This window comes from Pseudomonas sp. Pseu.R1, from assembly GCF_045764065.1.
GTDB lineage: Bacteria > Pseudomonadota > Gammaproteobacteria > Pseudomonadales > Pseudomonadaceae > Aquipseudomonas.
This window is the reverse complement of the sequence record NZ_JBJGEE020000001.1, coordinates 3,750,010-3,763,950: the sequence shown is the minus strand read 5'-3', so window position 1 is coordinate 3,763,950 and position 13,941 is coordinate 3,750,010. Positions and strand designations below refer to the sequence as shown.

11 protein-coding genes are annotated in these 13,941 nt (G+C 59.8%); 7 read left to right on the top strand and 4 right to left on the bottom strand.

Translation table 11 applies throughout. From position 1 onward, the window contains the following. Positions 1-121: 121 nt before the first annotated feature. Positions 122-862: a two-component system response regulator OmpR gene (gene ompR / locus ACI5GA_RS17455; protein ID WP_108236092.1), complete on the bottom strand. Its 741-nt coding sequence runs from the start codon at positions 860-862 to the stop codon at positions 122-124. 279 nt (positions 863-1,141) lie between these two features. Between ompR and ACI5GA_RS17450 the strand changes: the two genes are divergently transcribed. The 3 genes from ACI5GA_RS17450 (at position 1,142) to gshA (ending at position 5,649) form a co-directional block, all read left to right on the top strand. Further along, a complete protein-coding gene (locus tag ACI5GA_RS17450; protein ID WP_421423542.1) occupies positions 1,142-3,466 on the top strand; it encodes a Tex family protein in 2,325 nt (774 codons plus the stop codon). Next, positions 3,466-3,849, top strand: coding sequence for a PaaI family thioesterase (locus ACI5GA_RS17445; RefSeq protein ID WP_404635265.1), 384 nt, complete (start codon positions 3,466-3,468; stop codon positions 3,847-3,849). Before ACI5GA_RS17450 ends, ACI5GA_RS17445 begins: the two co-directional genes overlap by 1 nt. A 213-nt stretch (positions 3,850-4,062) precedes the next feature. Continuing rightward, positions 4,063-5,649 carry a glutamate--cysteine ligase gene (gene gshA / locus ACI5GA_RS17440; protein ID WP_421423541.1) on the top strand — a complete coding sequence of 529 codons (1,587 nt, stop codon included), beginning with the start codon at positions 4,063-4,065 and terminating at the stop codon, positions 5,647-5,649. A gap of 146 nt (positions 5,650-5,795) precedes the next feature. Here the strand turns inward: gshA and argA are convergent, their stop codons facing one another. Together argA and argE are read right to left on the bottom strand one after the other, a co-directional pair. Further along, the gene (argA, locus tag ACI5GA_RS17435) at positions 5,796-7,094 is read right to left on the bottom strand and encodes an amino-acid N-acetyltransferase (protein WP_404635269.1); all 1,299 of its coding nucleotides are present in this window, start codon (positions 7,092-7,094) and stop codon (positions 5,796-5,798) included. Positions 7,095-7,222: 128 nt separating this feature from the next. Continuing rightward, on the bottom strand, positions 7,223-8,371 hold the full coding sequence (gene argE / locus ACI5GA_RS17430) for an acetylornithine deacetylase (RefSeq protein WP_421423539.1): 1,149 nt from the start codon (positions 8,369-8,371) through the stop codon (positions 7,223-7,225). Positions 8,372-8,526: 155 nt separating this feature from the next. Between argE and ACI5GA_RS17425 the strand changes: the two genes are divergently transcribed. Then, positions 8,527-9,894, top strand: coding sequence for an inorganic triphosphatase (locus ACI5GA_RS17425; RefSeq protein ID WP_421423538.1), 1,368 nt, complete (start codon positions 8,527-8,529; stop codon positions 9,892-9,894). A 114-nt stretch (positions 9,895-10,008) separates the two neighbouring features. On the opposite strand, the gene ACI5GA_RS17420 is transcribed toward ACI5GA_RS17425, so the two are convergent. After that, complete coding sequence (locus ACI5GA_RS17420) at positions 10,009-10,479, bottom strand: Lrp/AsnC family transcriptional regulator (protein WP_404635275.1); 471 nt, start codon at positions 10,477-10,479, stop codon at positions 10,009-10,011. Positions 10,480-10,642: 163 nt separating this feature from the next. On the opposite strand from ACI5GA_RS17420, the gene ACI5GA_RS17415 reads away from it, so the two are divergent. From ACI5GA_RS17415 to ACI5GA_RS17405, 3 genes are all read left to right on the top strand, one after another. Next, positions 10,643-10,990: a hypothetical protein gene (locus ACI5GA_RS17415; protein ID WP_421423537.1), complete on the top strand. Its 348-nt coding sequence runs from the start codon at positions 10,643-10,645 to the stop codon at positions 10,988-10,990. Between the two features lie 112 nt (positions 10,991-11,102). Continuing rightward, the gene (locus tag ACI5GA_RS17410; RefSeq protein WP_404635277.1) at positions 11,103-12,887 is read left to right on the top strand and encodes a GspE/PulE family protein; all 1,785 of its coding nucleotides are present in this window, start codon (positions 11,103-11,105) and stop codon (positions 12,885-12,887) included. A 112-nt stretch (positions 12,888-12,999) separates the two neighbouring features. Next, entirely contained in the window at positions 13,000-13,938 is a 939-nt protein-coding gene (locus ACI5GA_RS17405; protein ID WP_404635279.1) for an SPFH domain-containing protein, read from the top strand. The last annotated feature ends 3 nt before the right edge of the window (positions 13,939-13,941 follow it).

The following is a 13,941-nucleotide window of genomic DNA, read 5'->3' as shown; positions in this document are numbered from 1 at the left end:
TCGCGGAATGCACCAGACAACAAAACCAGCCACCTCAGAGCCTTCTTTTGAAAGGCGTCGAGATGGCTGGCTAGCGGATGTGTGCAAGCGACACGCCCGGTATCAATCTGCCGACTGACGGTTACTGCTTGCCGGTACCGTCCGGCACGAATACATAGCCCACGCCCCAGACGGTCTGGATGTAACGCGGTTTAGCGGCGTCCACTTCGATCAGACGGCGCAGACGGGAGATCTGGACGTCGATCGAGCGTTCGAGCGCGTCCCACTCACGACCACGGGCCAGGTTCATCAATTTGTCGCGAGTCAGCGGTTCACGGGCGTGCATGACCAGCGCCTTGAGGACGGCAAACTCGCCAGTGGTGAGCATGTGGACTTCATCGCCTTTCTTGAGCTCGCGGGTCGCCAACGACAGCTCATACTCACCAAAGGTGACGGTTTCATCTTCACTGGCAGGTGCGCCAGGTACCGGCGTGGACTGGCGACGCAATACCGCCTTGACCCGCGCCATCAGTTCGTCAGGGTTGAACGGTTTGGCCAGGTAATCGTCAGCCCCCAGTTCCAGGCCCTTGATCCGGCTCAGCTCATCGCCCTTGGCGGTCAACATGATGATCGGCACCTGATTGTTCGCGGCGCGCAACCGGCGGCAGGCGGACAGGCCGTCTTCGCCAGGCAACATCAGGTCAAGCACCACGAGGTGAAAAACTTCGCGAGCCAGCAGGCGGTCCATCTGCTCCACGTTACCGACGGCGCGGGCGCGATAGCCTTTGCTGGTGAAAAAACGTTCTAACAGGCTGCTAAGGCCCGGGTCATCGTCAACGATGAGGATTTTCTCGCCTTCAGCCGTTTGTGCAGTGCTGCTCATTGAATGCTCCTTTAGTCTCGGCGCGCATTATGGCGTAGCGGCTGCCATGTGCACCGTGTGCATTGTTAGCAGATTTTTCCTGAGCCGCCACTGCTGCTCTACCTCGCCGCATTGCAGCAGACACGGCCAACGGTGTCGCTCGTAGTCAGCAGCCGACAGGACGGTCCCCTAATCGGAACTCACTGGGTATAATGCGCCGCCCTCAAAGTCAGGCAACGCTCGCTCAAGGCGGTTCGCCAGCAGCTGGTTTTTTTGCACACACATTTGCCAGGTGGTTTTATGGACAGTATCAACAGCCGCATCGCCGAAGAACTGGGCGTGCGCCCGCAACAGGTCGAAGCGGCCGTCGCGTTGCTGGATGAAGGCTCTACCGTGCCCTTCATCGCTCGCTACCGTAAAGAAGTGACTGGCAGCCTCGATGACACGCAGCTGCGTCATCTGGAAGAGCGCCTGCGCTATCTGCGCGAACTCGAAGAACGCCGCGGCGCGATCCTCGCCAGCATCGAAGAGCAAGGCAAGCTGACCCCGGAGCTGGCGCGCGACATCAAGCTCGCCGACACCAAGACCCGCCTTGAAGACCTTTACCTGCCTTACAAACAGAAACGTCGCACCAAAGGCCAGATCGCGCTGGAAGCGGGTCTGGGTGAGCTGGCCGACGGCCTGTTCAATGACCCGAGCCTGACGCCTGACGCGGAAGCGGCACGTTTCGTCGACGCTGAAAAAGGCTTTGCGGACGTCAAGGCCGTGCTCGAAGGCGCCAAATACATCCTGATGGAGCGTTTTGCCGAAGACGCTTCGCTGCTGGAAAAACTGCGCACCTTCCTCAAGCAGGAAGCGGTGATCAGCGCCCGCGTCGTGGCAGGCAAAGAGGAAGAAGGCGCGAAATTCCGCGACTACTTCGAGCACGACGAACCGCTGAAAAGCATGCCATCGCACCGCGCACTGGCGATCTTCCGTGGCCGCAACGAAGGCGTGCTCAGCTCAGCATTGAAAGTCGGCGAAGAATTGCCGGGCACCCTGCACCCGTGCGAAATGATGATCAGCGAGCGTTTTGGCCTGCAAAACCAGAATCGTCCTGCGGACAAATGGCTGGCCGAGGTCGTGCGCTGGACGTGGAAGGTCAAGCTCTACTCCCATCTGGAAACTGATCTGCTGGGCGAGCTGCGCGACGCCGCCGAGACCGAAGCGATCAACGTGTTCGCCCATAACCTGCACGATTTGCTGCTGGCCGCGCCCGCAGGCCCGCGCGCGACACTGGGTCTGGACCCGGGCCTGCGTACCGGCTGCAAGGTAGCGGTGGTCGACTCCACCGGCAAACTGCTGGACCACGCGACCGTGTACCCGCACGTTCCGAAAAACCAGTGGGATCAAACCATCGCCGTACTGGCCGCCCTCTGCGCCAAGCATTCGGTCGACCTGATCGCCATCGGCAACGGCACTGCCAGCCGTGAAACCGACAAGCTGGCGGCTGAGCTGATCAAAAAATATCCAGGCCTGAAAATGACCAAGGTCATGGTTTCGGAAGCAGGCGCCTCGGTGTATTCGGCCTCTGAGCTGGCCGCCAAGGAATTCCCGGATCTGGACGTGTCGATCCGTGGCGCGGTGTCCATCGCTCGCCGCTTGCAGGATCCATTGGCTGAACTGGTGAAGATCGATCCGAAATCCATCGGTGTCGGCCAATATCAGCACGACGTGTCGCAACTCAAACTGGCACGCGGCCTGGACGCTGTGGTCGAGGATTGCGTGAACGCCGTGGGCGTTGACGTGAACACCGCATCCGTCGCTCTGCTCGCCCGCATCTCCGGCCTGAATACCACGCTGGCACAGAACATCGTCGCTCACCGTGACGAGAACGGCGCCTTCAAAACTCGCGCTTCGCTGAAAAAAGTGCCGCGTCTGGGCGAAAAAACCTTTGAACAGGCTGCCGGTTTCTTGCGAGTCATGAATGGTGACAATCCGCTGGACTCGTCCGCCGTTCACCCCGAGGCCTACCCGCTGGTGCAACGCATCGCCGCTGAAACCGACCGCGACATACGCTCGCTGATCGGTGATGCCAGCTTCCTCAAGCGTCTGGACCCGAAGAAATTCACCGACGAGACCTTCGGTCTGCCCACCGTGACCGACATCCTGCAAGAGCTGGAAAAGCCGGGCCGCGATCCACGCCCCGAGTTCAAGACCGCCGAGTTCCAGGACGGCGTCGAAGACCTCAAGGACCTGCAACTGGGCATGATCCTCGAAGGTGTCGTCACCAACGTGACCAACTTCGGCGCGTTCGTCGACATCGGCGTGCATCAGGACGGCCTGGTACACATCTCTGCACTGTCGGAGAAGTTCATCAAGGACCCTCGCGAAGCCGTGAAAGCCGGGGATGTGGTCAAGGTGAAGGTCATGGAAGTCGACATTCCACGCAAACGCGTTGGCCTGTCGATGCGCATGAGCGACACCCCTGGCGAGAAAATCGACGGTGCTCGCGGCGCTCGTCCAGGTGCAGCGCCACGTCAGCAACAAGCCAACGCGCCTCGCAAGGAAACCGCGACTGCGGCCCCGGCCAACAACGCCATGGCTTCGCTGTTCGCCAACGCCAAACAACTGAAGAAACGTTGATGGATATTCCTGCAGAACTGACCGAGAGCGCGTATTTCAAGACCTTGGGCTGCAAACTGGTGCGACTGGGAGACGGCGTCGCCGAAGTCACGCTGGCACTGGAGCCACACTTGCGCAATCGCGGCAACGTGATGCACGGCGGCGCACTGTTCAGCCTCGTCGACATCGCCATGGGGCTGGCCTGCTCCAGCTCCCACGGCTTCGACAGGCAAAGCGTGACGGTCGAGTGCAAGATCAACTACATGCGCGGCGTACCGGACGGTGAAGTCACCTGCATCGGCACGGTGATCCACGCCGGGCGCCGAACACTGGTGGTCGAAGCCGAAGTGCGCCAGGCCGACAAGCTCGTCGCGAAAGCACAAGGCACGTTCGCGATCGTCTAGCTGTCCGATAGGGATATGAGTTAATTTCGACACTTGCTTAGCAGTGTCGAAATTTTCTGTCAGCTTCTGCATGGCACCCCTGCAGGAATGATCAGCGACGGGCATCGGCGTTCGGACCTGAAAACAAGGCGAAAACGCCAGTTCCTTTCTTCACCCTTGTAGACCGCCATATCGCCCCCATATAGGGCCGACTGACGCGTGAAGGAATCCAACTTGAGCGAACTTCTCAATCGCCGCCTGGCCCTGCTTGGCGAGCACTCGCACCTCTCCCTTCTGGAGAAATGCCTGCACGGTATCGAGCGTGAATGCCTGCGCGTTACAGGCGATGGCCGCCTGGCACAGACCCCGCACCCGGAAGCCCTGGGCTCTGCGCTGACCAATGAGCAGATCACCACCGATTATTCCGAGTCGCTGCTGGAGTTCATTACGCCAGCGATGGCTCAGCCAGCCGACACGCTGGACAGCCTGGAAAAGATCCATCGCTTCGCCTACAGCAAGCTGGGCAGCGAATACATCTGGAGCCCTTCGATGCCGTGCCCGTTGCCGGCCGAAGAAGACATCCCGATCGCCTATTACGGCACCTCGAACATCGGCAAGCTCAAGTACGTATACCGCCAGGGTCTCGCGCTGCGTTATGGCAAGACGATGCAATGCATTGCCGGTATTCACTACAACTTCTCGCTGCCCGAAGACATCTGGCCGGTGCTCAAGTCGACCGTGGCCTTCGATGGCAGTGATCGGGAGTTTCAGTCCGAGAGCTACATCGGCCTGATCCGCAATTTCCGCCGCTATAGCTGGCTGCTGATGTACCTGTTCGGCGCCTCCCCTGCGCTGGACGCCAGCTTCATGCGCGGTCGCTCGCACCAGTTGGAGCAGTTCGACGCCGATACCCTGTACCTGCCCTACGCCACCAGTTTGCGCATGAGCGATCTCGGTTATCAGAGCAGCGCGCAGGCCGATCTGACGCCGTGTTACAACGACCTGCTGACGTACACCGATAGCCTGCGCAAAGCTGTTGCAACGCCTTATGCGCCTTACGTCGAGATTGGCACGCACAAGGATGGCGAGTGGATTCAGCTCAACACCAACGTGCTGCAGATCGAGAACGAGTACTACTCGACGATCCGCCCGAAACGCGTCACCTATTCCGGTGAGCGTCCGATTCAGGCCCTGATGGCCCGTGGCGTGCAATACGTTGAAGTGCGCTGCCTGGACATCAACCCGTTCCTGCCGGTGGGTATCGACCTTCAACAGTCGCGCTTCATCGACGCCTTCATCCTGTTCTGCGCCTTACAGGAAAGCCCGCAACTGGCTGACTGTGAATGCGGCAACGCCAGCAGCAACTTCCTGACCGTGGTGAAGGAAGGTCGTCGTCCGGGCCTGCAACTGAGCCGCAACACCTCGACCATTGACCTGAAGGTCTGGGCTGACGAGTTGCTGGACAAGATCGAGCCGATCATTGCGTTGCTGGACAAGAGCCAGGGCATCGACGAGCACGCCAAATCGCTGGCCGCTCAGCGGGCTAAAGTCGCCGACGTGTCGCTGACCCCGTCTGCCCAGGTGCTGGCCACCATGACCGAGCACAAGGAAAGCTTCACGGCGTTCTCGTTGCGCCAGGCGCAAAGCCACGCCGAGTACTTCCGCAGCCGCCCATTGAGCGCCGAAGATCAGGCCGCATTCGAAAGCAAAGCGCGTGAATCGCTGGCTCAGCAGTCCGAAATGGAACAAACCGAAGAACCGGTGGATTTCGATACGTTCGTGGGGGCGTATCAGGCGAGCATCCTGGCGATCAGTAACTAGGACTACACAGATCCGCCCTTTGTGGGAGCCGGCTTGCTGGCGAATGCGTTGCGTCAGATACGCAAAGGGCGACTGACACTCTGCCTTCGCCAGCAAGCCGGCTCCCACAGGATTTGCGTCCGGCACATATCACGCTGTAACTGCGCTTAAATCGCCTTCTCGAAAATCTTCGAATTGCGCTGGTAGTTGTACAGCGACGCCCGAGCGCTCGGCAGGCGATCAACACTGCTTGGCTCGAACCCACGCTCACGGAACCAATGCGCCGTGCGGGTGGTGAGAACGAACAGGGTTTTCAGCCCTTGCGCCTTCGCCCGCTCTTCAATGCGCTCCAGCAACTCGTCACCGCGCCCGCCGTGACGATACTCGGGATTCACTGCCAGACACGCCAGCTCACCGGCCTCGGAATCGGCAATCGGGTACAACGCCGCGCAGGCGATGATCAACCCCTCACGCTCGACCACGCTGAACTGTTCGATCTCGCGTTCCAGCACCTCGCGGGAGCGACGCACCAGAATGCCCTGCTCTTCCAGCGGCGTGATCAGGTCGATCAAGCCACCGACGTCACCAATCGATGCCTCACGCACCAACTCGAACTGCTCCTGCGCCACCAGCGTGCCGCCACCCGCACGGGTGAAGAGCTCGGACAACAGCGCGCCATCTTCGGCGTAGCTGACGATATGGCTACGCGCAACGCCACCACGGCAGGCCTGAGCGGCCGCGTCCAGCAGCTCGGCCTGGTAGTTGTTACCCAAACGTTGAAGGTGCGCCGGGATCTGCTGTGGACGCAGCTCGCGCACCAGACGCCCCTGCTCGTCCATCAGGCCCGATTCGGCGCCGAACAACAGCAGCTTCTCTGCGCCGAGATCGACCGCCGCGCGGGTGGCGACGTCTTCGCAGGCCAAATTGAAGATTTCTCCGGTCGGCGAATACCCCAGAGGCGACAGCAGCACGATGGAGCGCTCGTCGAGCAGGCGATTGATACCTTTGCGGTCGATCCGGCGCACTTCGCCTGTGTGCTGGTAATCGACGCCTTCCAGCACGCCGATCGGGCGCGCTGTGACGAAATTGCCACCGGTCACACGCAAGCGCGACCCCTGCATCGGCGAGGCGGCCATGTCCATCGACAGACGCGCTTCGATAGCAATACGCAATGCGCCAACGGCGTCGATCACGCACTCCAGCGTGGCCGAGTCCGTGACACGCATGTCGCGATGAAAATGCGGCGTGATGCCGCGCGCCGCCAGACGGCTTTCAATCTGCGGACGGGAGCCGTGAACCAGCACCAGCCGCACGCCAAGGCTGTGCAACAGCACCAGATCGTGAACGATGTTGCCGAAATTCGGGTGTTCAACGCCATCGCCCGGGAGCATGACGATGAAGGTGCAATCCCGGTGGGCATTGATGTAGGGAGACGCGTGGCGGAGCCAATTGACGTAATCGGGCATATCCAAAAAGGCCTGTAGCAAAGAGGGACGAAAGGTAAACACTCACAGCGGCATGAGCTTTATCGTCGGAACAGGCGTCGCAACACGCGTACTCTCCTTCTGGTTTTGGACTGACTCACGAACCGCACTCAAGGGGTGGTCAGGCAGTAATGTTCGATCAATTGACGTAGCAGACGCACTGTAGGCTGCAAACGTGACATTTCAAGATACTCACCAGGCTGGTGCGCGCAGGCGATGTCGCCTGGCCCCAATACAATGGTTTCGCAACCAAGGCGCTGAAGATAAGGCGCTTCGGTGCCAAATGCCACCGCTTCAGCCGTATGACCGGTCAGACGCTCGGCCACCCGTACCAGTTCCGCGTCAGCACTCTGTTCGAACGGTGCGACTTCCGAGAACAGTGGCGCGTAATCGATCTGCACCTGATGCTGCTCGGCCAGCGGTTGCAACTTCTGTCGGATCGCCGCGCGCAGCATTTCCGGATCCATCCCCGGCAACGGACGCAGGTCGAACTCCAGCGAACACTGGCCGCAAATGCGATTGGGGTTGTCGCCGCCATGGATGCAACCGAAGTTCATCGTCGGCTGGGGCACGCTGAATTGTGGATTATTGAACTGCGTCTGCCATTGCTGACGCAGCCCCTTGAGCGCGCCAATGGCGTCGTACATGGCTTCGAGGGCGCTGTGGCCCAGGCTCGGGTCCGACGAGTGGCCGCTGCGGCCCAAAATCTCAATGCGCTCCATCATCACGCCTTTGTGCAAGCGAATCGGCTTCAGGCCCGTCGGCTCGCCGATTACCGCTGCGCGCCCCAGCACGCCACCTGCCGCGGCCAGCGCCTTGGCGCCGGACATTGAGCTTTCTTCATCGCACGTCGCGAGAATGATCAACGGCTGTTTGAACGGTTTGTCGAGCAACGGCTGGAGCGCCTCGATGGCCAGCGCGAAAAAGCCCTTCATGTCGCAACTGCCCAGGCCTACCCAACTGTTGTCAACTTCCGTCAGCTTCAGCGGATCGGTCTTCCACAACGCATCGTCGTAGGGAACGGTGTCGCTGTGCCCGGAGAGCACTAGCCCGCCGGGACCTGAGCCGAAGGTCGCCAACAAGTTGAACTTGCCGGGGCTGACTTCCTGGATGTCGCAGTTGAACCCCAGATCTCCCAGCCAGGTGGCCAACAGATCGATGACGGTGCGGTTGGATTGATCCAGCGCAGGTTGCGTACAGCTCACTGATGGCGCGGCGATCAGGGCGGCGAACTGGTCTTTCATGGACGGCAACGGCATAGGCGACTCCTCTCGTGCTGCGAACCATCATAGGGTGATTGGACAGCAGGAATAAACTGTCGAGGTGATGTCCTGTACACTGCACAACCCACGCGGCGGTGTCGATTCCCGCTGCGTCTCCTGTTATCAGCACTCGAGCGTCTGGATTCCCGGCCATGCAGAAAGAAACCGAAATCAAACTCCGCGTCAGCCGCGAAACCCTCAGCGCCCTGCGCGACCACCCATTGCTGAAGAAGCGCAATAAAAGCGGCTGGGAGCGGCTGGAACTGTTCAATCAGTATTTCGACACCCCTGAGCGCGAACTGGCTCAGGCCAAAGTCGCACTGCGCTTGCGCAAGGATGGCGACGCGATCATCCAGACCCTCAAGACTCGCGGCCAGAGCGTTGCTGGCCTGTCCGAGCGCAACGAGTACAACTGGGACCTGCCCAAAGCCAAGCTCGATGTGAAAAAACTCGACGGCGAATGCTGGCCTGAACAACTGGCGAATCTGGACAAGAAAACCATCAAGCCGCTGTTCACCACCGACTTCGTGCGTGAGAAGGCCGAGATTGCTTGGGGCCGTGGTAAGTCCAAGGTCGTGATCGAGGCGGCGCTGGATCTGGGCCACGTCATCGTGGGCAAGCAGAAGGAAGAAATCTGCGAGCTGGAACTGGAACTGCGTGAAGGCGAGCCTGCCGCCTTGCTGGAACTGGCCGCTGAACTGGCGGAAAAGCTGCCGCTGATGCCGTGTGACATCAGCAAGGCCGAGCGCGGCTATCGCCTGTTCGACGCCAGCACCTACACCATCAAACTGCCGGTGCCGGAGCTGCACGCCGAAACGTCGGTGGACGATGCCTACAGCGCCCTGGCTTGGTATCTGCTGGGTAGCAGCCAGCGGTTGGCCGAGCAATACCGTTTCAACGGGCACTGGAGTTTGTTGCAGGACTGGGTCGATGTGCTCGCCGAGCTGCGCGCGCTGACCGGCAGCCTCGGTCAAGCAGCGCCACGCGCCACGACTCACGACTTGCGCGCCGCGCTGGATGCCCTGCTCGAAGACTGGCGTACGCTGGTCCAGGCCGGTCAGGAAGACGCCGACGTGCGCGCCGCTGCCCATGAGCAGTTCATCGAAGAACTGGAGGACACGCGCTGGGGTCTGTTCTCGCTGACTACGTCACGCTGGCTGATGAAGCGCAGTTGGGCAGTGGAGCGCAACAACCGTGGCAACCGCCTGGGCAACGCGATGCTCAGCAGTTGGGTGCCACGTTTCCTGGGCGACGAAGCCACAGCGCTGAACCTTGCGCGTTATCAGCAACAGCCGGAAGACCTCGCCGAACAACTGCCGCGTATCGAGCGGATTCAGGTGTGGCTGCACTACGCTCGTCAGACGCTGGAGTTGCCGGAACTGGACCGTCTGTATGGCGAGCTGAACAAGCTGGAACAACTGGCGCATCTGGATATCACTGACGAAGTCCTCGAAGCCCGCGTGCAACAGACCATCACCGTGCTGCAAAGCCGGGCGTGGAAGGTGTTGCTCAAAATCTAATACGCAACTCCAATCCTGTAGGAGCGCGCTTGCCCGCGATTGCTGTCTGTCTGATACGAATATATCTACTGACACACTGCAATCGCGGGCAAGCGCGCTCCTACAGGCCCTTCATCACCGGATGATCGGCAAACTCGTCGTCGATTTGATCTCCGACAGCGCCACGGTCGAATTCACCTCCTGAATCCCCGGCACCAGCGACAGCTTCTCGAAGAAAAACCGTTCATAGGCTTCGATGTCCGGCGTCACGATGCGCAGCAGGAAATCCACAGACCCCATCAGCACATAACATTCCAATACCTCGGGAAACCCACGAATCGCTTCGGTGAATTCCGTGAAGTTCGAGCGGCCATGGGCGTTGAGCTTTACCTCGGCGAAGATTTGCGTGTTCAGCCCGATTTTCTTGCGATCCAGCAATGTCACCTGCCGCCGAATGACCCCTTCATCCTTTAGCCGCTGAATCCGGCGCCAACAGGGCGACTGGGACAAACCCACCTGCTCGGCAATCTGCGCGCTGGACAGGGACGCATCCTCTTGCAGCAGCGCCAGGATCTTGCGGTCATAAGCATCCAGCTCGATTTGCATAAATAATTCTCCACAAAGACAGCATGCGCAATAACAATTCGTAAATAACCTAATTCTGTCGATTATGGATCAGAAATTTCTTTTCTGGCATGTAAAAATTCCTCTCACTCAAACAGCTCGCCACCGCCCAGTCAGCCCAGCGGCGAAAACAGGAGAGTTCAGCATGCCGCACCTCGAAGCCGTCACCCCGCCTGCACTTCGTCCAGATGCCTGGGGCGCCAGTAACGCCCATTGCCGGTCGCGTTATCAGATTCTTGCCGAGGCCGAGCCTGACTTGATTTGCCGCGTGCTGAACCTGTTCGCCATGCAGTACCTAGTCCCGCAACAGGTCAGTGTTATGCAGCAGGAAGGCATGTTGATGATCGAAGCCGAAGTGGACGGCATGACCTGGCATCGCGCGCAGGTGATTGGTGAAAAAATGCGCAATTTGATCAATGTTTGCTCAGTGACACTGGAACCGATCAGCGATTTGCACGTCCTATCCGAGCCCGTCTCACTCGCTGTCGGTTGAGCGCGCCGAAAATATTGGCAACGCTTCACTACCTGCAGGACGCAACAACTGGCACGCTTGGGACTACTCTTGCTTACCAACGAAGTAAGCCGTCTCGTCCAAAGGAGCCCGCATGTCCGTCCTTGCCCCTTCGTCCCAGGACCGCTGGCTGGATCTGAACGAATTGCTGCGTGACCTCGTCGCGCAGGAATATCTCAACCAGGACAACGCCGAATACGCGCTAACCCTGCGCCGCACCGCACAAAACCTGCAAACGCACCCGCTGGAGTTCATTGCCGCCCAGCAGTTCGACAACCTCAAACGCCCCGGCAGAAAGCTCGATCTGGAAACCCTCACCGCGTGGCTGGCCGAGCAGTCCGGTCAGCCTTACATGCGCATCGACCCGCTGAAGATCAATGTCGCAGCGGTGACACCTTTGATGTCCTATGCATTCGCCCAGCGTCACAAGATCCTGGCGGTGGCGGTAGACCGCGAATGCGTGACCATCGCCAGCGCCCAGCCCTACGTTAAGGCGTGGGAAGCGGACCTGATGCATGTGTTGAAAATGCCGATCAAGCGCGTCGTCGCCAACCCGCTGGATGTTCAAAAACTGGCCGTCGAGTTCTACCGGCTGGCCAAATCGGTCAGCGGGGCCAGCGCGACCGATCAGAAAATCAGCGGCGTGGGCAACTTCGAACAGTTGCTCAAACTCGGCGCCAGCGATCAGGAACCGGACGCCAACGACGCGCACATCGTCAACATCGTCGACTGGCTGTTCCAGTACGCCTACCAGCAGCGAGCCAGTGATATTCACATCGAGCCTCGGCGCGAAGCGGGGAGCGTACGTTTCCGCATCGACGGCGTGCTGCACAACGTCTATCAGTTTCCGCCACAAGTCACGATGGCCGTCACCAGCCGCCTCAAGAGCCTGGGCCGAATGAACGTTGCCGAGAAGCGCAAACCTCAAGACGGCCGGGTCAAGACCAAGACCCCGGATGGCGGCGAAGTGGAGCTGCGCCTGTCGACGCTGCCGACCGCGTTCGGCGAAAAAATGGTGATGCGGATCTTCGACCCCGAAGTGTTGCTCAAGGACTTCGATCAACTGGGGTTTTCCAGCGACGACCTGCGCCGCTGGGAGGGCATGACCCATCAACCCAACGGCATCATTCTGGTGACCGGGCCGACGGGGTCCGGCAAAACCACGACGCTTTACACCACACTCAAGAAACTGGCGACCTCGGAAGTGAACCTCTGCACCATTGAGGATCCCATCGAAATGGTCGAACCCGCCTTCAATCAGATGCAGGTGCAGCACAACATTGATCTGACCTTTGCCAGCGGCGTGCGCGCGCTGATGCGCCAGGACCCGGACATCATCATGATTGGCGAGATCCGCGACCTGGAAACCGCTGAAATGGCCATTCAGGCCGCGCTGACCGGCCACCTGGTGCTCTCGACGCTGCACACCAACGACGCCCCCAGCGCCATCAGCCGCCTGCTGGAACTGGGCGTTCCGCACTATTTGCTCAAGGCGACGATTCTCGGGGTGATGGCCCAGCGTCTGGTGCGTACGCTCTGCCCGCATTGCAAAGCCCCCATGGAGATAGACGAGGTCGACTGGCAAACCCTGACCCGACCCTGGCAGGCGCCTGTGCCTGGCAACGCCCATCGGGCGGTGGGCTGCGCCGAATGCCGCGACACGGGTTACAGGGGCCGTGCAGGGGTTTACGAAATCATGCTGATGTCCGACGCCGTGAAATCCCTGATCACCGCGGATCTGGACCTCACCGCCCTGCGCAGGCAAGCCTTCAAGGACGGTATGCGCAGTCTACGACTGTCCGGGGCTCAGAAAGTGGCTGCCGGAATGACTACGCTTGAAGAAGTGCTGCGGGTGACGCCGCAGAGCGAACAGCGCTGACGCCTACGTTCCAACAACGGACGTTTACAACAAACAGTCGCAGAGTGGATTCCGAACGCCGTATTCTCTGCCGGATCGCATTTTTATCAGCAGCAACCAACAGGGATACGTTATGCAAATCGGTAGTGTGGTTTTACTCTTCGTCGCGCTGGCCATCGCCATCGTCTTCATGGGGTTCAAAGTGGTGCCTCAGGGCTATCAATGGACCGTCGAGCGCTTCGGGCGTTACACCAATACGCTCAAACCCGGCCTGAACATCATCGTCCCGGTGATGGACCGCATCGGCCACAAGATCAACATGATGGAAACCGTGTTGGACATCCCGCCACAGGAAGTGATCACATCCGATAACGCGACGGTTCAGATCGACGCAGTCTGTTTCTATCAGGTAGTCAACTGCGCTCAGGCGGCCTATGAGGTCAACAATCTGCAACACGCCATTCGCAACCTGCTGCAAACCAACATCCGTACCGTGCTGGGTTCCATGGAGCTGGACGCCATGCTCAGCCAGCGCGACGGCATCAACGAGCGCCTGCTGCGCATCGTCGATGAAGCCACGGCGCCGTGGGGAATCAAGATCACTCGGATTGAGATCAAGGACATCAGCCCACCCGCCGATCTGATGGCGGCGATGTCCGGGCAGATGAAAGCCGAGCGGATCAAGCGCGCGCAGATTCTCGAAGCAGAAGGTCTGCGCGCATCGGCAATCCTTACCGCCGAGGGCAAGAAGCAGGCGCAGATTCTTGAAGCAGAAGGTGAGCGTCAGGCCGCATTTCTGGAATCCGAAGCCCGCGAGCGTCAAGCCGAAGCAGAAGCCCGGGCAACTCAGGTGGTGTCCGAGGCTATCGCTGCGGGCGATGTACAGGCCATCAATTATTTTGTCGCGCAGAAATACATTGACGCATTGGGCAAACTGTCGGCAGCCAATAACAGCAAAGTGATTCTCATGCCACTGGAGGCTAGCCAGATGATTGGCGCGGTGGGCGGCATTGGCGAGATCGTCAAAGCGACCTTCGACAAGCCGAAAACCGATACCGGCAAGCGGGTTTAAGCC

Excerpts from the sequence above, each read along its gene's own strand:
- ACI5GA_RS17420 (WP_404635275.1), bottom strand. The coding sequence starts at position 10,479 with ATGCAAATCGAGCTGGATGCTTATGACCGCAAGATCCTGGCGCTGCTG.
- argA (WP_404635269.1), bottom strand. The coding sequence starts at position 7,094 with ATGCCCGATTACGTCAATTGGCTCCGCCACGCGTCTCCCTACATCAAT.
- ACI5GA_RS17445 (WP_404635265.1), top strand. The coding sequence starts at position 3,466 with ATGGATATTCCTGCAGAACTGACCGAGAGCGCGTATTTCAAGACCTTG.
- ACI5GA_RS17405 (WP_404635279.1), top strand. The coding sequence starts at position 13,000 with ATGCAAATCGGTAGTGTGGTTTTACTCTTCGTCGCGCTGGCCATCGCC.
- ACI5GA_RS17410 (WP_404635277.1), top strand. The coding sequence starts at position 11,103 with ATGTCCGTCCTTGCCCCTTCGTCCCAGGACCGCTGGCTGGATCTGAAC.
- ompR (WP_108236092.1), bottom strand. The coding sequence starts at position 862 with ATGAGCAGCACTGCACAAACGGCTGAAGGCGAGAAAATCCTCATCGTT.
- ACI5GA_RS17425 (WP_421423538.1), top strand. The coding sequence starts at position 8,527 with ATGCAGAAAGAAACCGAAATCAAACTCCGCGTCAGCCGCGAAACCCTC.
- argE (WP_421423539.1), bottom strand. The coding sequence starts at position 8,371 with ATGCCGTTGCCGTCCATGAAAGACCAGTTCGCCGCCCTGATCGCCGCG.
- ACI5GA_RS17450 (WP_421423542.1), top strand. The coding sequence starts at position 1,142 with ATGGACAGTATCAACAGCCGCATCGCCGAAGAACTGGGCGTGCGCCCG.
- ACI5GA_RS17415 (WP_421423537.1), top strand. The coding sequence starts at position 10,643 with ATGCCGCACCTCGAAGCCGTCACCCCGCCTGCACTTCGTCCAGATGCC.